The sequence below is a fragment of the Demequina rhizosphaerae genome (assembly GCF_000971255.1).
Lineage (GTDB): Bacteria > Actinomycetota > Actinomycetes > Actinomycetales > Demequinaceae > Demequina > Demequina rhizosphaerae.
Map to the genome: position 1 here is coordinate 17,417 of NZ_BBMC01000010.1, position 17,633 is coordinate 35,049.

The following is a 17,633-nucleotide window of genomic DNA, read 5'->3' on the forward strand; positions in this document are numbered from 1 at the left end:
ATCGGCCGGTGGGACGGTTTGTCCGTATCGTCCCGACGGGTGATCCCCCATGCCCGCATGGGGGAGGCCCCTGCCCCCCGTTCTGGGGGGCGCGCCCTGGGCACGCGAAGGGCCCCGGAGCATCACGCTCCGGGGCCCCTCGCGCATCGTCCCGTCAGCCGTCGAAGGCGATGGCCTGCAGGATGTCGAGCTTGGCCGCCCGGCGGGCGGGCCAGACCGCGGCCAGCACGCCCGCGATCGCCGCGGAGATCGTGTAGAGCAGCAGCCACACCCACGGGATCGTGATGGTGGTGAACCCGAAGTCCTCGAGCGCCCGCACGAGCGCCGCGCCGAGGCCCACGCCCAGGATCATGCCGAGGATGGTGCCGAAGATGGCCATCACCATCGACTCGATCCGGATCATGCGGCGGATCGACCGGCGCCGCACGCCGACCGCCCGCAGCAGGCCGATCTCGCGGGTGCGCTCCGTGACCGACAGCAGCAGCGTGTTGGCCACGCCGAGCAGCGCGATGACGAGCGCCGCGCCGAGCATCGCCGAGATGATGCCGAGCAGCAGGTCGATGAACTGGTTCGCCAGCTGCTCGAACTCGCCCGGCGACTGCAGCACCACGAGCGGGTAGTCGACCGCGAGCGCCTCGAGGAGCTGGTCCTGGGCCTCGGCGGCGTCCACGTCGTCGTCCAGCACGACCATCGATTGCGCGAGCGGGTAGTCGCCGAGCAGCTCGTGACCGGTGTCCTCGTCGATCCACACCTGGGCGTCGCCCTCGTTGAGGTACCTGCCCGTGACGGTGAGCGTCGCGGTGCCCTCGGGCCCCTCGAGCGTGAGCTCGTCGCCCACCTCGTAGCCGGCCTCGACCATCGACGGGTCGATGAAGACGCCGCCATCCATCTGGTCGAAGTCGGGCTCGTTGTTGTAGTCGAACGCGAGGTCCGCGGTCTCGGGGTCGATGACGCCGACGTTGGTCGTGCCGCCGTCGAGCAGCACGGTGCCGAGGCCGGTCGACGTGACGTAGGCGACGCCGTCCTCACCCTCGATGACCTCGATCGCGCCCGTGGGGATCGCGCCCTGCGAGGAGAACACGAAGAAGTCCGCGCTGTTGCCCTTGAACTGCTCGGTGACGAGCGACTTCATCGACTCGGTGAACGTCGCCACGAGCGCGAGCAGCATCACGCCGATCATGAGCGCCGCCGCCGTGTTCGCGCTGCGGCGCGGCTCGCGGTGGATGTTGTTCGCGGCGAGCTTGCCGTCCACGCGGAAGATCCGCGTGAGCGTGGCCTTGAGCCCGTACGCGAGGGGCACGAGCACCTGGGCCGCGAGCAGCGTCACGCCGATGATGAGGATCATCGCGCCGGCGCCCACCGGGATGTACGGCCTCTCGATGTCCATGTAGAGGCCGACGACGATCGCGAGCACGCCGAGCAGGGTGAGCGCGCCGCCGACGACGTTGCGCAGGCGCAGCGGCTTCTTGGACTCCGTCGCGGACTCGCGCAGCGCCTCCATCGGGGAGATGGTCGACGCGTGGATCGCGGGCATGATCGCCGCGACGATCGTGACGAGCGCGCCGAGCGAGTAGCCCCACAGCACCGCGTCGAGCGGCAGCGTGACCGTGCCGAAGATGTCGCCGGAGAACGCCTCCACGAGCGTGGACAGGCCGAGCGCGCCGAGGTAGCCGACCACGATGCCGATGGTCGAGGACGCGACCGCGACGACGAGCGCCTCGAGCAGGATCATCGTGCGCAGCTGGCGTCCGGAGACGCCGATCGCGCGCATGAGCCCGAACTCGCGGGTGCGCTGGGTGACGATGATGCGGAACGTGTTGACGATGATGTACGCGCCGACGAACAGCGCGATGAGCGCGAACGCGATCGCGAAGATGTCGATGTACTGGAGGATCTCGTCGAACGCCTCCGTCTGCTCCGCGGCCTTCGCCTCGCCCGTGATCGCGCGGGTGTCGGGCGGCAGGATCTCGCCGATCGCCTCGGCCACGGCGTCCTGGTTCGCGCCGTCCTCGACGATCACGCTGATCTGCTCGTAGCCGTCGTCCCCGTTGATCGCCGCTGAGCGTGCGTCGGTCATGTAGCCGAGCGTCGCGCCCTGGAGCGAGTTGGACTCGCCGAAGCGGACGAGGCCCACGAGGGTGAACTCCTCGACGCCGGCCTCCGTCGCGACGGACACCGTGTCGCCGATCGCGTAGCCCAGGTTCGGGGCGGAGTCGAGGTCGAGCACGATCTCGTCGTCAGCCGCGGGGCCGTCGCCCTCGACGAGCGTGGCCTGGTCGACGCGCGGGTCGCCGGCCCAGTTGAAGAGCTGGCTCGGCGGTCCGCCGCCGGCCATGACGTCGTTCGTCGGCTCGAAGTCGGCCGCGAGGACGCTGCCCATGACCTGGCGGCCGCCCCACGCGGAGGAGACGCCGTCCACGGCGGCGACCTCGTCGACATCGGCGCCCGTGAAGACCGACTCGGTCGCGGCGAACGGGTCCTCCTCCGCCGGATCGGCATCGGGGTCGACCTCGACGATGACGTCGGTGCCGGCGTAGATCTCCTCGAAGAGCTTGGTGAAGCCGCCCGACAGCGCGTTCGTGAGGGTGAAGGTGGCGGCGGCCAGCGCCACGCCGAGCGCGACGGCGACGGCCGTGAGGACGAGCCTCTTGGGGTTGTGCCGGACGGACTTGACTGCGAGGCGGAACATCAGTGCCCCATCTGCTTCATGCGGTCGAGCACGCGGTCCGCGGTGGGCTCGCGCATCTCGTCGACGATGCGGCCGTCCGCGAGGAAGAGGACGCGGTCGGAGTAGGACGCGGCGGTCGGGTCGTGCGTCACCATGACGATGGTCTGGCCGAACTCCTTGACCGCGCGGCGCATGAAGCCGAGCAGCTCCGCGCCCGAGCGCGAGTCGAGGTTGCCCGAGGGCTCGTCGGCGAAGATGAGCTCGGGGCGGGCGACGAGCGCGCGCGCCACGGCGACGCGCTGCTGCTGGCCGCCCGAGAGCTCGGCGGGCAGGTGCGTGAGGCGGTCGCCGAGCCCGAGGATCGAGATGATCTCCTCGAACCAGGCGGGGTCGATGTCGCGGCCGGCGATGTCGAGCGGCAGCGTGATGTTCTCGCGCGCGCTGAGCGACGGGATGAGGTTGAAGGCCTGGAAGACGAAGCCGATCTTGTCGCGGCGGACCTGCGTGATCTTGTCCTCGGACAGGCCGGTGATCTGGGTCTCGCCGATCCACGACTCGCCCGCGGTGAGCCGGTCGAGGCCCGCGAGGGTGTGGAGCAGCGTGGACTTGCCGGAGCCGGAGGGCCCCATGATCGCCGTGAACTCGGACTGCGCGATGTCGACGTCGAGCCCGTCGAGCGCGCGGACCGCCGCGTCGCCGGAGCCGTAGTCCTTGGTGCCGCCGCGCATGGACGCGGCGATCGTCACGGTGGTGCTGGTGGTCATGGTTCCTCCCGAAGTCGATGCCTCGGTCAGTCTGGCGCGGCGCGCCCGCCGGCGGCATCGGCCGTGAGGAGGGTTCCTCGGGGTCCGCCTCAGGGATGACCCCAGGGAGCGTGCGACCTACCCGTTCACGGGCGCGGGAGGACGATCCCGGAGTCGTACGCCTCGACCACGGCCTGGACGCGGTCGCGCACGCCGAGCTTGGTGAGGATGTGGCTCACGTGCGTCTTCACGGTGGTGGCGGACACGAACAGCTCCGCGGCGATCTCCTGGTTCGACAGCCCGCGCGCCATGAGCCGCAGCACCTCGACCTCGCGGTCGGACAGGTCGCCGACGGCCTCGGCCGACGGCTCCGCGTCCTCGACGGTGCCGGGCGAGGTGCGCGCGAACTGCTCGATGACGCGGCGCGTCACCTCGGGCGCGAGCAGCGCCTCGCCCCCCGCCACCACGCGCACCGCGGACACGAGCGCGTCGCCGTCGACGCTCTTGAGCAGGAAGCCCGAGGCGCCGGCGCGCAGCGCCTCGTAGACGTACTCGTCGTCGTCGAAGGTGGTGAGGATGACGATGCGCGTGCCGGGGTGCGCGGCGAGGACCTCCCGGGTCGCGGTGAGGCCGTCCATGCCGGGCATCCGCACGTCCATGAGGACGACGTCGGGGGTGTGGTCCGCGACGATGCGCGCCGCGTCGACGCCGGACGTCGCCTCCGCGACCACCTCGACGTCGTCCTCGGACTCGAGGATCATCCTCAGCCCGACCCGCACCATCGCCTGATCGTCCACCAGGGCCACCCGGATCATCGTCCGCCCTTCGTCGCGTTCGCGGGCCGGTGGCCCACCTGGTCGTCCCCGGACGGCAGGACCGCGCGCACGCGGAAGCCGCCCCCCGCACGTGGACCGTACTCCAGCGTGCCGCCGAGGGCGTGGACCCGCTCGGCCATGCCGCGCAGGCCGTGCCCGCCGCTCTGGCGGGCGGCGTCGGAGATGACGCCGCGACCGTCGTCCTCGACGAGCACCGTGACCTCGCCGGCCTGCCGCTCGACGCTCACCTGCGCGCGGGCGCCCGGGCCGGCGTGCTTCATCGCGTTGGTGAGCGATTCCTGGACCACGCGGTAGGCGCTGAGCTCGACGCCGGCGGGCACGTGGGCGTTGCCGGCGATGCTCACGTCGACGGGGAGCCCCGCGTCCTCGACCTGCTGGGCGAGCGCGGGGATGGCCGCGAGGGACGGCATGGGCGCGAGCTCCGCGGTGGCGCGGTCCCGGTCCGCGGTGTCCACCGCGTCCTGCTCCGCGACGCGCAGCACGCCGATCATGCGCTGCATCTCCGTGAGGCCCGTCCGGCCCGAGGCCGCGATGGTCTCGAGCGCCTGCTGGACCCGCGGGTCGCCGTCGCGTGCGAGCCGCCGGGCGCCCTCCGCCTGGAGCGTCATCACGGTGATCTCGTGCGCGACGACGTCGTGCAGCTCGCGGGCGATGCGTGCCCGTTCGGCGCGCACCGCGTCGGCCGCGACCACGCGCTGTGCTTGGTCGCGGCGCTCCTGCGCGACCTCGAGCTCGGTGAGGCGCTCGCGGCGGCGGTAGTCGACGAAGCCGACCATCATCGGCACGATCACCGCGAGCGTCACCGCGACGAGCGAGGTCCACGGCACGTAGTCGGTGAACACCAGGCCCGTCGTGGTCCACACGAGCATGAGGCCGAGGACCGCGCCGCCGTGGAGGATCGCCTGGCGCCGCGGCGTGTACGCCGCGACGCCGTAGAGGGCGAGGTAGATCGCGAGCGACGCGGGCGTGTCCGGATAGCCGAGCCCGACGCTCACGATCCACGGCACGAGCACGGCCCACACGACGATGCGGGGGTAGCGCTGGCGCCACGCCAGCGGCAGCACCTGGAGGACCAGCAGCGCGTAGCCGAAGGCGTCGGGCTCGCGTGCGCCGATCCCGTAGCCCGCGCTGACGTCGACGGCGATGAGGCCGAGCACCAGGAGCGACGCCGCGATGGCGACGTCGCCCCACCGAGGGGGTTTGACGTCCATCCGGCCAGCGTAGGGTGCCCGGCGGCCCCGGGCATCGTCCGCGAGGAGGACCGCGCTCAGCCGCGGAACCGGTAGCCGACGCCGCGCACCGTCTCGATCGCGTCCGCGCCGAGGTGCGTGCGCAGGTAGCGGACGTACACGTCGAGCACGTTGTCCCGCGACGCGGAGCCCCACACGGCCTCGAGGGCCTCGGCGCGCGTGACGACGCGGTCCGCGTGCTCCATGAGCAGCTGCGCGAGCTGCAGCTCGCGCGGGCTGAGCGGCACGGGCTCGTCGTCGCACGTGAGGCGGCGGTCCGCGCGGTCGAGCGCGCAGCGCCCGACGCGGAGGACGGGGTCCTCCGGCGCGTCGTCGCGCCGCCGCGCGCGCAGCCGGATGCGCGCGAGCAGCTCGTCGAACGAGAAGGGCTTCGCCATGTAGTCGTCCGCGCCCCGCTCGAGGCCGCGCACCGTGTCCTCGGCGGACGTCCGGGCGGTGAGGATGATGACGGGCACGTCCGAGCCCGCCGCGCGGAGCCGACGCAGCACGGTGAAGCCCTCCTGGTCGGGCAGGCCGATGTCGAGGATCACGAGGTCGTGGTCGCCGTCGAGCGCGGCCGCGAGCCCCTCTCGGCCCGTGCCCGCATGATCCATCGCGATGCCCGCGGTCCGCAGCCCGTCCCGCAGCGACGCCACGAGGCGCTCCTCGTCCTCCACCAGCAGCACGCGCATCAGGCCACCCTCCACGGCACGCGGATGCGGAACGTCGAGCCGACGCCCGGCGTCGAGTCGACCTCGAGGGCGCCGCCGTGCGCCTCCGCGATCGCGCCGACGATCGGCAGGCCCAGGCCGAGGCCCTCCGCGCCGGGGTCGAGGCGGACGAAGCGGTCGCGGATGCGCGGGAGGTCCTCGGGCGGGATGCCGCGGCCCTCGTCCGCGCACCACAGCACCAGGTCCGGCCCGTCGTGCGCGCTGCCGATCCGCACCGCGGTGCCCTCGGCGGAGAACTTCACGGCGTTGGCGGCCAGCTGCAGCCACGCCTGCGTGAGGCGCTGCGCGTCGACCACCGCGGTGCCCTCCGCGCGGTCCTCGACGTGCCAGTCCCGGTCGCCGAGCGCCGCGACCCTCGTCGCGGCGGCGTCCGTGAGGTCGCCGACGTCCACCGGGCCGAGCCGCAGGAACTCGGGGCGGTCCGCCTTGGCCAGCGTGACGAGGTCCTCGACCAGCCGCGACATGTCCGCGGCGACCTCGAGGAGCTCGTCCCGGGTGGCCTCGACCTGGTCGGGGTCGCGGGGCTCGAGCAGCTCGAGCCGCGCGCGGATCACGGTGAGGGGCGTGCGGAGCTCGTGCGACGCGTCGTCGAGCAGCCTCCGCTGGTCCGCGAACGCGCCCTCGAGCCGGTCGAGCATCGCGTTCACCGTCTGGGACAGGCGCGCCAGGTCGTCGTCGCCGACGATCGGCACGCGCTGGCTGAGGTCGGTGTCGCTGATGCGCCGCGCGGTCCGATCGAGCAGCCGGATGGGCTCGAGCAGCCTGCCGACGGTGAGGAACCCGACGATCCCGACCGCGGCCACCGCGAGCGCGGCGACGATCGCGTAGACGGTGAACGTGGCGCGCAGGTCGCCCAGCCGCGCGCCCTCGTCGATCGCGACCGCGAAGACGGCGACGCGCTCCCCGGAGGAGTCGAGGAACGGGATGGCGGCGGTCGCGTACGCGGTGCTCGCCGTCTCGATGCGGCGCACCTGGACCGCGGTGGTCGTGTCGGCCCACAGGGCCTCGATCAGCGCCGCGTCGTCCTCGAGGCGGAGCCGGTCCTCGCTCGCGGGGGCGTAGCGGGCACGAGCGTCGACGATCGCGACGGCGCCCTCGTCCGCGGTGCCCGTGAAGCGGCCGACCGCGTCGCGCATGAGCGCGTCGATGCCGGTCGGCTCGTTCTCGTCGATCCACCGCAGGTAGTCGTCGGCCTGGGACGCGAGCTCGTCGGTGACGGTGCGCTCGATGACGTCACGCTCGATGAGGAACGCGGTGGTGCCGGCGACGGCGAGCGAGACCGCGGAGAGGGAGACGAGGTAGATCACCACGCGGGCGCGCACGGAGCCCGCGCGGCCGCGCGCCTGCCGGGACCGTGAGCTCATCTCCACCTTCCGGCGCCACGCTACCGGTGTCAGTCGTCGTCGTGCTCGTCGTCGTGCTCGGTGTCGTGCGTCTCGTGGTCGTCCCCGGAGCCGTCCTTGGAGCCGTCCGAGCGCTCGTGCTCGTCGTCGTCGCCCGATCCCGGCACGGTGCCGAGGCGGGAGTCGCCGGGCGGGAGCGCGACGCTGTCGTCGTCGACGCCGCCCTCGTGATCCTCGTCGTGGTCGTCGTCGAGGTCGTCGACGGAGGGGCTGTGGGGCACCTTCGCGAGGACGTCGTCGGAGCCGTCGCGCGCGGACCCGCTCGGGCTCGGCTCGGGGGTCGCGGAGGCGGAGTCGTCGACGAGGACCGCGTCGCCCACGGTCGGGTCGGGGTCCGCGCCGGCGGAGGAGCGGGCGATGGCGGTGGCGCCCACGCCCACGCCGACGAGGATGGCGGCGGAGGCCGCGATGGTGGCGGCGAATCGTGCTGCTGACGTGTTCATGTCCTCAGCATCGCCCCGCCCGTCTGAGACTCCTCTCAGACGCCCGGATCGTCCTCGTCGTCCCTGCCCTTGCGGACGGTGACGTCCGTCTGCGGCATCACCGCCGGCAGGTCGGTCGGCGGGCCGAGCCGGTGCGGGACGTCGTCGCGGTCGACGGGCACGGTGGCCGGCGCATCGTCCTCCGTCGCGAGCGACGTGCGGGGCGTGGCGCCCGCGGCGGACGCGGCGCCCACGAGGAGCGAGCCGGCGGCGATGAGGGTCACGGCGAGGCGCGTGGTGGTGTGCTTCATGCCGCCAGCATGCGTTCCCGACCCTGGGAGCCTGCCGTGAGCCGGCTCAGGGACGGCTGTCAGTTGTCGTCGTGGCGCGTCCAGCGGAATGTCCGCACGGCGAGCACGAGCCCGACGATCACCCAGATCGTCAGCACGATCGCGGTCGCGGGGTGCTGCCACGAGCCGTTGACCTCGGCGGACTCGAAGCTCTCGGGGAGGAACACCGACCGCATGCCCTGCGCGAGCCACTTGAGCGGGAAGATCGCGGCGACGTGCTGGAGGAACGTCGGGATCTGCGTGTAGACGAGGAAGACGCCCGAGGTGAACTGGAGGAACAGCACGATGGGCGTGATGATCGCCGAGCCCGCCTTGGCGTTGCGCAGCAGCGACGACATCGCGATGCCGAGCGTCGTCGAGGCGGCGGTGCCGAGCAGGAACACCCACGTGAACGTCCACCACCCGGAGCCGGACGGCAGCGTCGCGTCGTACATGACGACGCCGATCGCGACCAGCGCGGCGACCTGCACGACCGACACGATGAGCACCTGTGCGACCTTCGCGGCGAAGAACGCCGTGGGCGGCAGCGGCGTGCCGTGGATGCGCTTGAGGACGTCCTCGTCGCGGTCGATCGCGATCGACATCGCGAGCGACTGGAAGCCGGTGTTGAGGATGCCGGAGGCGACCATGCCCGGCAGGAAGTACGCCGCGAACGTGACGCCCGGCGCGATCTCCTGGCCGCCGAACACCGAGCCGAACAGCACCAGCAGCATCATCGGGAAGAAGAAGATGAAGACCATCTGCTCGCGGCTGCGCAGGAACTCCCGGAGCTCGACCACGAGCCGGCTGCGGGTCATCGAGGTCCACGTGGGCGCGGACGATGCGGTGGTGGCGGTCATGCCGAGGCCTCCTCGGTCTCGGGGGCGGCGCTCGCGGCGTGGTCGATGAGCTGGAGGTAGACGTCCTCGAGGGACGGGTGGACCACCTCGAGCCCCGGGATCTCCCCGTCGTGGCGCGCGAGCAGGTCGCGCAGCAGCGCGGTGGGCGTCGCGGTCTCCTCGACGCGCTTGGCGCCGCCCTCGGTCCACGTGACGCGCGCGGCGGACGCGCGTGAGCGCAGCCCGGCGGGGGTGTCGAGGGCGACCATCCGTCCCGCCGCGATGATGCCGATGCGGTCCGCGAGGTGGTCGGCCTCGTCGAGGTAGTGGGTGGTGAGGAGGATCGTGCTGCCGTCGCCCCGCAGCGAGTCGATGAGCGTCCAGAACTGGCGGCGCGCCTCCGGGTCGAATCCCGTGGTGGGCTCGTCGAGGAACACCAGCTCCGGGCGGCCGATCACCGCGAGCGCCACGTCGAGGCGGCGGCGCTGGCCGCCCGACAGGGTCGCGGGCTTCGCGCCGGCCTTCTCGGTGAGCCCCACGGCCGCGAGCGTCTCGTCGACGTCGCGCGGGTCGGGGTAGAGGCTGGCGGCGTACCGCAGCGACTCGGCGGCGGTCAGGGCGCCGTGCTCCGACGTGCCCTGCAGCATCACGCCCACCCGGGTGCGCCAGTGCCGGGGCGCATGCTGGGGGTCCGATCCGAGGACGGTGACGTCGCCCGCGGTGCGCTTGCGGAAGCCCTCGAGGATCTCGACGGTGGTGGACTTGCCCGCGCCGTTCGGACCGAGCAGCGCGAACACCTCGCCGCGGGGGATCTCGAGGTCGATGCCGTCGACGGCGTGCAGGTCGCCGTAGTGCTTGTGCAGCCCCGCGATGGAGATGGCCGGTTCGGTCATGGGTTCGAGCCTAACCAGCATCGTCCCAGGCTGCCTCGGCCGGAAGGCGGAAGGGGCGCATCGTCCGCCTGGACGATGCGCCCCTTCCGGTCGCGTGTGGGCGGCGGCTACTGCGCGAGCAGCCTCTGGATGCGGGTGACGCCCTCGACGAGGTCGTCGTCGCCGAGCGCGTAGCTGAGGCGCAGGAAGCCGGACGGGCCGAAGGCCTCGCCGGGGACCACGGCCACCTCGGCCTGTTCGAGGATCACGGTCGCGAGGTCTGCCGAGGAGGTGATCTCGACGCCGCCGATGGTGCGGCCGATGAGGCCCTCGACGGACGGGTACGCGTAGAACGCGCCCTTCGGGGTGGGGCACACGACGCCGTCGATCGCGCGGAGCATCTCGACCATGGTGCGGCGGCGGCGGTCGAAGGCGGCGCGCATCTCGTGGACCTCGTCGAGGCCGCCCTCGAGGGCCGCGATGGCGGCGCGCTGCGAGACGTTCGCGACGTTGGACGTGAGGTGGCTCTGGAAGTTCGACGCCGCCTTGGTGACGTCCGCGGGGGCGATCATCCAGCCCACGCGCCAGCCGGTCATGGCGTAGGTCTTGGCGACGCCGTTGACGACGATGCACTGGTCGGCGAGCTCGGGGACCGCGCGGACGATCGGGGTGAAGACCGCGTCGTCGTAGAGGAGGTGCTCGTAGATCTCGTCGGTGATGACCCAGATGCCGTGCTCGAGGGCCCACTCGCCGATCGCCTGGGTCTGCTCGGGGGAGTAGACGGCGCCGGTCGGGTTCGAGGGGCTGCAGAAGAGCAGCGCCTTGGTCTTGTCGGTGCGGGCGGCCTCGAGCTGCTCGACGGTGACGAGGTAGTCCTGGTCGGCGCCGGCGAAGACCTCGACCGGGGCGCCGCCCGCGAGCGCGATGGCCTCGGGGTAGGTGGTCCAGTACGGGGCGGGGAGGAGGACCTCGTCGCCCGGATCCACGATGCTCGCGAAGGCCTGGAAGACGGCCTGCTTGCCGCCGTTGGTCACCACGACGTTGGCGGGGTCGACCTCGTAGCCGGAGTCGCGCAGCGTCTTCGCGGCGATGGCCTTCTTGAGCTCGGGCAGGCCCGTGGCGGGCGTGTAGCGGTGGTTCTTCGGGTCGTGCACGGCCGCGGCGGCCGCCTCGACGATGAACTCGGGCGTGGGGAAGTCGGGCTCGCCGGCGCCGAACCCGATGACGGGACGGCCGGCGGCCTTGAGGGCCTTCGCCTTCGAGTCGACGGCGAGGGTGGCGGACGGCGCGATGGCGCCGAGGCGGGCAGAGACGCGGCGAGCGGGCTTCATGGGGGTCATTGTTCCACCTCGGGATGGCCCTCACCGCCCGGCGCGGGCCCGGGCCGCGGCCGGTCAGCCGAGCGCGCGCGACTTGAGCCTCTCGAACTCCTCGGGGGAGATCGCGCCGGCGTCGAGGAGCTCCTTGGCCGTGGCGATCTCGCTCGCGGGCCCCTGCTGCCTGAGCGTGTCGATGGCGGCGTCGTCGTACATCAGGCTCCTGGTGTACTCCACCTCCTCGGCGCGGTAGTCCCGCGCCGCGGCCTGGTCCCGCTCGGCCATGCCGCGCCCGCGCGCGAGCAGGTAGACGAGCGCGCCGAGCACCGGGACGAGGACCAGGAACAGCGTCCAGACGATCTTGGCGAAGACGCCGATGCCCTCGTCGCGCCAGGCGTCGATGACGAACCTGATGATGAGGAAGATGAACATGATCCAGACGGTCAGCCACAGCGACCACCACAGGATGTTCAGGAAGTTGCCGAAGAAGTCCATGACGATGCCCCCTCTGGCCGGCGGCGCCATGCTCGCCCGGCCCTTCTCACGCTATGCCCGGGCGACCTCCCCCGCTGGGCGGAATCTGTCTAGATTGGTCGGAGGGGAAGTGTGCGAAGGGGCTCGACGCGATGGCCGGCACGGCGCGGCTCCAGGAGCCGCTGCGAAGGTCTGGACACCGGCTCCAGCTCGCGCTCGCGGGCCTCGCGATCGTCCTGACCGGGTGCGGGTCGCCGTCTCCGTCGCCGGGATCGACGTCGCCGAGCGCCTCCCCGCCGGGCCCGACCGTGGCGCCCAGCCCGAGCCCCGCCTCGAGCCCCTCCACGAGCTCGACCGGGCTCGACGCCGAGGAGCCCGGCCCCGGATGGTTCCTCAACGTCCGCCCCGAAGGCGGGAGCCTCGTGGCGGTGCTCATCGCTCCGGACGGCACGAGCTCCTCGATGACCATCTCCGCGGACGTCGCCGACGCCCGACCCCGACTCTGGTCCGGGAGCACGCTCACGTTCTGGGACCCGGACGACCGCGGGACCGAGCTCACGGGCGACTCGCCGGGGACGCTGATCACCGTCGACCTCGACACGGGTGCGGAGATCTCCCGCAACCCCTACGTCGGCATCCCGCCGAACGGGCACCTCGCCGACGGCGTCACCTACGCGGACCAGGGGTGCTGCGGCGAGTCGATGCTCCGGCTGACGTATCCGGACGGATCGACCCGCACCGGGATCACGACCGGCGCCGGCCAGTGGGCGCCGACGGCCGACCTGGGCGGGCTCGTCACGCTGGTGGCCGCCGATCCCACGGGCGGTGCCACCACCTACACGGTGGTGACCCAGGACCTGGACCTGACGGAGATCGCGCGCATCGACCTCGACAAGGATCTGGTGTTCCCGCGGGTCTACGGATGGAGCTCCGACCGCACGCTCGTCGTCGGCGACGAGCAGGCGGGGCTTCTCGAGGTCGACGTCGGCACCGGGCACGCCACAGGATTCGCTCCGGTCGATCCCGACGGGTATCCGTACCTCGAGGGCGTCTACGGCGCCACGCCGTTGTTCGGCTGGCGGGCCGGCGACTCGGGCTCCCTCGTCCTCGCCCGCGCGTCGGGGGAGGAGGTCGCGCGATTCGACGACCCCGACACCTACTTCGGTGCCGCCGGGGTATCCGGGGACCGCATGCTCGTCACGGGCCAGTCGGAAGCCCTCGACGAGCACGGACGCGCGACGTACAGGACCTTCATGGTGGACCTTGCGACGGGCGAGGCCACGCTGGTCGATGTCGACACGGAGACACCCGAGGACTACCCCGGGTTCCTCACGCAGCCGACGCCGTGATCACCCATCGGCGAGGCGGGTGTCGAGGCGGTGCTCCGGTGCGAGATACGGCCGGCCTTCGCGGTCGGAGCGATGGGCGACCGGGGGTGTGGTCGGGGCGCACCGCGACGCGCGCTAGGCTGTCCGAGCGCACATGGCGGGCGGCGACGAGGCCGGCCCAGAATCACGGGTTCGACTTCGGGCCCGGAACCGCGTAACATGTGACGTCGGCGATTGACGTTCGTCAGGCTGGTCCGCGCCCTCGAGGCGGGGATCACCGGACGGGATCGAGAGCCGCGGGGGTCCCAGACCCCCGAAGGGCAGTGGCGCAATTGGTAGCGCACCGGTCTCCAAAACCGGCGGTTGTGGGTTCGAGTCCCTCCTGCCCTGCGTACGCGGGGATCTCCCGTGAGCGCAATCCAGAGAGAAGGACTTTTCGGTGAGCGAATCTGCCGTGACGGATTCCGGAGAGAAGGACCCGCGGCACGAGTCGCGCGAGGGTCTCAACATCTTCGGACGCATCGCGCTGTTCGTGCGCCAGGTCATCTCCGAGCTGCGACGTGTGGTCACCCCCACGCGCCAGGAGCTGATCCGCTACATCTGGATCGTTCTCGGCTTCGTGGCCGTCATGATGATCCTGGTGTTCGCGCTGGACCTCGTGTTCGGCTGGATCTCGGCGAAGGTGTTCGGCGGCTGACGCCGCCACAAGGGGAGTGAGTGATGAGCGACGACAAGACTGACGAGACCGTGTCCGTGGACGAGGCGAACCTCGCCGAGGAGACGGTCGACGTCGACGCGCCCGCAGAGGCGCCGGTCGACGAGACCCCCATCGACGCGCCCCCGGCCGACCCGGTCGCGGAGTTCAAGGCGCGCCTGCGCACGCTCGAGGGCGACTGGTACGTCGTCCACAGCTACTCGGGCCACGAGAAGCGCGTCAAGCAGGCGATCGAGCACCGCATCGAGAGCCTCCACATGGAGGACTACATCTTCCAGGTCGAGGTGACGATGGAGGAGGTCGCCGAGATCAAGGGCGGCCAGCGCAAGCTCGTCACCCGCGTCCGGATGCCCGGATACGTCCTGGTGCGCATGTACCTCACGGACGAGTCCTGGGGCGCCGTGCGCAACACCCCGGGTGTGACCGGCTTCGTCGGCCACGCCCACAACCCCGTCCCGCTCACCACCGACGAGGTGTACTCGATGCTGGCGCCCAAGGAGGTGGCCGAGGCGGCCGCCGCCGAGGAGACCGCTGCACCGCAGGCGCCCGTCGAGGTCGAGTTCGAGGTCGGCGAGTCGGTCACCGTCATCGACGGCCCGTTCGCGACCCTCCCGGGCACGATCTCCGAGATCTCGGCCGAGAGCCAGAAGCTCCACGTGCTCGTCTCCATCTTCGGCCGGGAGACCCCGGTCGAGCTGTCGTTCACGCAGGTCACCAAGATCTAGCCCGCGACGGCGAATCCGCGGCCGCCAAGCCGCACAGGCAACAAGATAAGGACCCACAAACATGGCACCCGCTAAGAAGAAGGTCACTGGACTGATCAAGCTTCAGATCCAGGCCGGCGCCGCCAACCCTGCCCCGCCGGTCGGTCCGGCGCTCGGTCAGCACGGCGTCAACATCATGGAGTTCTGCAAGGCGTACAACGCCGCGACCGAGTCGCAGCGTGGCAACGTCGTGCCCGTCGAGATCACCGTGTACGAGGACCGCTCGTTCACGTTCGTGCTCAAGACCCCTCCGGCCGCCGAGATGATCAAGAAGGCCGCCGGCGTCGCCAAGGGCTCGAGCACCCCGCACACCGCGAAGGTCGGCAACCTGACCGACGCCCAGGTGCGCGAGATCGCCGAGGCCAAGATGCAGGACCTCAACGCCAACGACATCGACGCCGCTGCGAAGATCATCGCCGGCACCGCCCGCTCCATGGGCATCACGGTCTCCTAAGGACCACATCACCCCAGTGGGAGGGCCGCGCTGGCCCGCAACCACGAACTGCAAAGGAAGATCGCAGATGACCAAGCGCTCCAAGGCTTACCGCGACGCAGCCCAGCTCGTCGACCGCAGCCAGCTGTACACGCCGCTCGAGGCGCTCCGCCTCGCGCAGAAGACGTCGTCGAAGAACACCGACTCGACCATCGACGTCGTGTTCAAGCTCGGCGTCGACCCGCGTCACGCGGACCAGATGGTCCGTTCCACCGTCATCCTGCCGAACGGCACCGGCAAGACCGCCAGGGTCCTGGTCTTCGCCAACGGTGACAAGGCAGAGGCCGCCCGCGAGGCGGGCGCCGACATCGTCGGTGGCGACGAGCTCATCGCCGAGGTCGCGGAGGGACGTGCGGACTTCGACGCCGTCGTCGCCACGCCCGACCTCATGGGCAAGGTGGGTCGCCTGGGTCGCGTGCTCGGCCCCCGCGGCCTCATGCCGAACCCCAAGACCGGCACCGTGACGATGGACGTGGTCAAGGCCGTGTCCGACATCAAGGGCGGAAAGATCGAGTTCCGCGTCGACAAGCACGCCAACCTGCACACCGTGCTGGGCAAGGCGTCGTTCGGCGACGAGAAGCTGCTCGAGAACTTCCAGGCCGTCATCGACGAGGTGCTCCGCGCCAAGCCGTCGGCCTCGAAGGGTCGCTACATCATCAAGGCCGCCATCTCCGCGACGCAGGGCCCGGGCATCCCGGTCGACGCGCTCGCGAAGGCCGAGGCGTAGCAGCCCGCCCCAGCTGGCACCCGAGTCTCTCGCGCACCCACCGGCGACCCCGGTTCGGGCGCGGAGAAGGGCGGCCCAAGCGACGCCACAGCGTCCCACGCGCCGCCCACCGGCCCGGCTCCCCCTCGGGGGAGCCGGGCCCTCTCGCTTTCCGGGGACGATGCGCGGGTCCCGTCCCGCGCGAGGCGCCCGCCGCATCGTCCCTCGCCGACGATTTGCGGACGATGCGGCGGTCGCGTACTATGGACGAGCCCAAGACCGCCGGTCGTCGGGCCCGGGTTCCCCGGGAACGACCGAAGCTCCGCACATGCGGGGACCAGCGCAGGTGAAGCTGAAGCGCCGAGTGCGTGAACGTCTGGGCGGCCTCCGGGTCGCCCTTCTCGTTTGCGGACCAGGCCTCCCGGCCCCGCCTGCGCGGGGCCTTTCCCATGTCCGGGGCGGGTGCGGTGGTCATCCGAAGGAAGGACAAACATGGCGACGCCAGACAAGGTGAACGCTGTTGCGGAGATCGCGGACCAGTTCCGTGGCTCCTCGGCGGTGCTGATCACCGAGTACCGCGGCCTGTCGGTTCCGCAGCTCGCCGAGCTGCGCGGCAAGCTCCGCGGCGCCGCGACCTACAAGGTTGCGAAGAACACTCTGACGGCGCTCGCGGCCAAGGACGCCGGCATCGAGGGTCTTGACGACCTTCTCGTCGGCCCCACGGCCATCGCGTTCGTCACCGGTGACCCGGTGGAGGCCGCGAAGGGTCTCAAGGCTTTTGCCAAGGAGAACGACAAGCTCGTCATCAAGGGCGGCGTTCTCGAGGGCAATGTGATCTCGGCTGACGAGGTCAAGAAGCTGGCCGACCTCGAGTCCCGCGAGGTTCTGCTCGCCAAGGCTGCCGGCGCCATGAAGGCGTCGCTCTTTGGTGCTGCATACATGTTCCAGGCTCCGCTGGCCCAGGCCGCGCGTGCCGTCGACGCCCTGCGTGCGAAGCAGGAAGACGCGGCCTAAGGGCCGCACCCCACTACACACATCTGCTTCACGCAGGCAAGAGAGAAGGAAGTCATCATGGCTAAGCTCACCACCGAGGAGCTCATCGAGCAGTTCAAGGAGCTCTCGCTCATCGAGCTCTCGGAGTTCGTGAAGGCGTTCGAGGAGACCTTCGAGGTCACCGCCGCCGCTCCGGTCGCCGTTGCCGCTGCCCCCGCCGCCGGCGGCGAGGCCGCTGCCGAGGTCGAGGAGAAGGACGAGTTCGACGTCATCCTCGCCGCGGTCGGCGACAAGAAGATCCAGGTCATCAAGGAGGTGCGCGCGCTCACGTCGCTCGGCCTCGGTGAGGCCAAGGCGCTCGTGGACGAGGCCCCCAAGGCCGTCCTCGAGGGCGCGAAGAAGGACGACGCCGAGAAGGCCAAGGCTCAGCTCGAGGCCGCCGGCGCGACCGTCGAGCTCAAGTAAGCTCGCTTCGGCATAGCCGCACTTCTGAACGGGGTCGGGTCCGCAAGGGCCCGGCCCCGTTCTGCTGCGTCCGGGGGAGGGACGATGCGCGGGCGGGCCGTCGCCCGGCAGGCGGCGGGACGATGCGAGGGTTGCGTTTCGGGCTCACGCGGCGTGTCGGCTGGCGCAGGGCGCGGCGGACTGGACAATCCTTGCGCGCGCCTGTAGTCTGACGACTTGCGCTGTCTATCGCCCTGCCCTCATATGCCTACCCGCTGTGCGTCCGCTTGTAGCGGCTTTCGCCCCGGGATCCGGTGGAGCCGCGGCT

Annotated in this window: 19 protein-coding genes and 1 tRNA gene; 8 read left to right on the forward strand and 12 right to left on the reverse strand. The window is 71.4% G+C overall.

The window, feature by feature from the left end:
- Positions 1-154 precede the first annotated feature (154 nt).
- The 12 genes from AOM07_RS12775 to AOM07_RS12830 all read right to left on the reverse strand — a co-directional run bounded on the left by AOM07_RS12775 (position 155) and on the right by AOM07_RS12830 (position 11,883).
- A complete protein-coding gene (locus AOM07_RS12775; RefSeq protein ID WP_062314425.1) occupies positions 155-2,689 on the reverse strand; it encodes an ABC transporter permease in 2,535 nt (844 codons plus the stop codon).
- Complete coding sequence (locus AOM07_RS12780) at positions 2,689-3,432, reverse strand: ABC transporter ATP-binding protein (protein WP_062314427.1); 744 nt, start codon at positions 3,430-3,432, stop codon at positions 2,689-2,691. The genes AOM07_RS12775 and AOM07_RS12780 overlap by 1 nt, the downstream gene beginning before the upstream one ends.
- A gap of 125 nt (positions 3,433-3,557) precedes the next feature.
- Complete coding sequence (locus AOM07_RS12785) at positions 3,558-4,226, reverse strand: response regulator (protein ID WP_062314429.1); 669 nt, start codon at positions 4,224-4,226, stop codon at positions 3,558-3,560.
- A complete protein-coding gene (locus AOM07_RS12790) occupies positions 4,223-5,458 on the reverse strand; it encodes a sensor histidine kinase (RefSeq protein ID WP_062314432.1) in 1,236 nt (411 codons plus the stop codon). Before AOM07_RS12790 ends, AOM07_RS12785 begins: the two co-directional genes overlap by 4 nt.
- Positions 5,459-5,514: 56 nt before the next feature.
- Positions 5,515-6,168 carry a response regulator transcription factor gene (locus AOM07_RS12795; protein WP_369401227.1) on the reverse strand — a complete coding sequence of 218 codons (654 nt, stop codon included), beginning with the start codon at positions 6,166-6,168 and terminating at the stop codon, positions 5,515-5,517.
- Positions 6,168-7,571, reverse strand: coding sequence for a sensor histidine kinase (locus tag AOM07_RS12800; RefSeq protein ID WP_062314435.1), 1,404 nt, complete (start codon positions 7,569-7,571; stop codon positions 6,168-6,170). The genes AOM07_RS12795 and AOM07_RS12800 overlap by 1 nt, the downstream gene beginning before the upstream one ends.
- A gap of 29 nt (positions 7,572-7,600) precedes the next feature.
- Complete coding sequence (locus tag AOM07_RS12805; RefSeq protein WP_062314437.1) at positions 7,601-8,053, reverse strand: hypothetical protein; 453 nt, start codon at positions 8,051-8,053, stop codon at positions 7,601-7,603.
- A 35-nt stretch (positions 8,054-8,088) separates the two neighbouring features.
- On the reverse strand, positions 8,089-8,343 hold the full coding sequence (locus AOM07_RS12810) for a hypothetical protein (protein WP_062314439.1): 255 nt from the start codon (positions 8,341-8,343) through the stop codon (positions 8,089-8,091).
- Positions 8,344-8,402: 59 nt separating this feature from the next.
- Complete coding sequence (locus AOM07_RS12815) at positions 8,403-9,221, reverse strand: ABC transporter permease (protein ID WP_062314442.1); 819 nt, start codon at positions 9,219-9,221, stop codon at positions 8,403-8,405.
- A complete protein-coding gene (locus AOM07_RS12820; protein WP_062314444.1) occupies positions 9,218-10,093 on the reverse strand; it encodes an ABC transporter ATP-binding protein in 876 nt (291 codons plus the stop codon). Before AOM07_RS12820 ends, AOM07_RS12815 begins: the two co-directional genes overlap by 4 nt.
- Before the next feature lie 107 nt (positions 10,094-10,200).
- The gene (locus tag AOM07_RS12825; protein WP_439644927.1) at positions 10,201-11,403 is read right to left on the reverse strand and encodes a pyridoxal phosphate-dependent aminotransferase; all 1,203 of its coding nucleotides are present in this window, start codon (positions 11,401-11,403) and stop codon (positions 10,201-10,203) included.
- A gap of 63 nt (positions 11,404-11,466) precedes the next feature.
- On the reverse strand, positions 11,467-11,883 hold the full coding sequence (locus AOM07_RS12830) for an SHOCT domain-containing protein (RefSeq protein WP_062314449.1): 417 nt from the start codon (positions 11,881-11,883) through the stop codon (positions 11,467-11,469).
- 131 nt (positions 11,884-12,014) lie between these two features.
- On the opposite strand from AOM07_RS12830, the gene AOM07_RS12840 reads away from it, so the two are divergent.
- The 8 genes from AOM07_RS12840 to rplL all read left to right on the forward strand — a co-directional run bounded on the left by AOM07_RS12840 (position 12,015) and on the right by rplL (position 17,326).
- Positions 12,015-13,211, forward strand: a complete 1,197-nt coding sequence (locus AOM07_RS12840) for a hypothetical protein (RefSeq protein WP_156171942.1) — start codon at positions 12,015-12,017, stop codon at positions 13,209-13,211.
- Between the two features lie 296 nt (positions 13,212-13,507).
- A tRNA-Trp gene (locus tag AOM07_RS12845) sits at positions 13,508-13,580 on the forward strand.
- 49 nt (positions 13,581-13,629) lie between these two features.
- Positions 13,630-13,887, forward strand: a complete 258-nt coding sequence (secE, locus tag AOM07_RS12850) for a preprotein translocase subunit SecE (RefSeq protein ID WP_062298252.1) — start codon at positions 13,630-13,632, stop codon at positions 13,885-13,887.
- A gap of 23 nt (positions 13,888-13,910) precedes the next feature.
- On the forward strand, positions 13,911-14,630 hold the full coding sequence (nusG, locus tag AOM07_RS12855; RefSeq protein WP_062314455.1) for a transcription termination/antitermination protein NusG: 720 nt from the start codon (positions 13,911-13,913) through the stop codon (positions 14,628-14,630).
- A gap of 61 nt (positions 14,631-14,691) precedes the next feature.
- Positions 14,692-15,123, forward strand: coding sequence for a 50S ribosomal protein L11 (gene rplK, locus AOM07_RS12860; RefSeq protein WP_062314458.1), 432 nt, complete (start codon positions 14,692-14,694; stop codon positions 15,121-15,123).
- A gap of 67 nt (positions 15,124-15,190) precedes the next feature.
- Positions 15,191-15,889 carry a 50S ribosomal protein L1 gene (gene rplA / locus AOM07_RS12865; RefSeq protein ID WP_062314461.1) on the forward strand — a complete coding sequence of 233 codons (699 nt, stop codon included), beginning with the start codon at positions 15,191-15,193 and terminating at the stop codon, positions 15,887-15,889.
- 471 nt (positions 15,890-16,360) lie between these two features.
- Positions 16,361-16,882 (forward strand): 50S ribosomal protein L10, encoded by a 522-nt coding sequence (gene rplJ / locus AOM07_RS12870; protein WP_062314463.1) that lies wholly within the window; start codon positions 16,361-16,363, stop codon positions 16,880-16,882.
- A gap of 57 nt (positions 16,883-16,939) precedes the next feature.
- Complete coding sequence (gene rplL, locus AOM07_RS12875; RefSeq protein WP_062314465.1) at positions 16,940-17,326, forward strand: 50S ribosomal protein L7/L12; 387 nt, start codon at positions 16,940-16,942, stop codon at positions 17,324-17,326.
- Positions 17,327-17,633 lie beyond the last annotated feature (307 nt).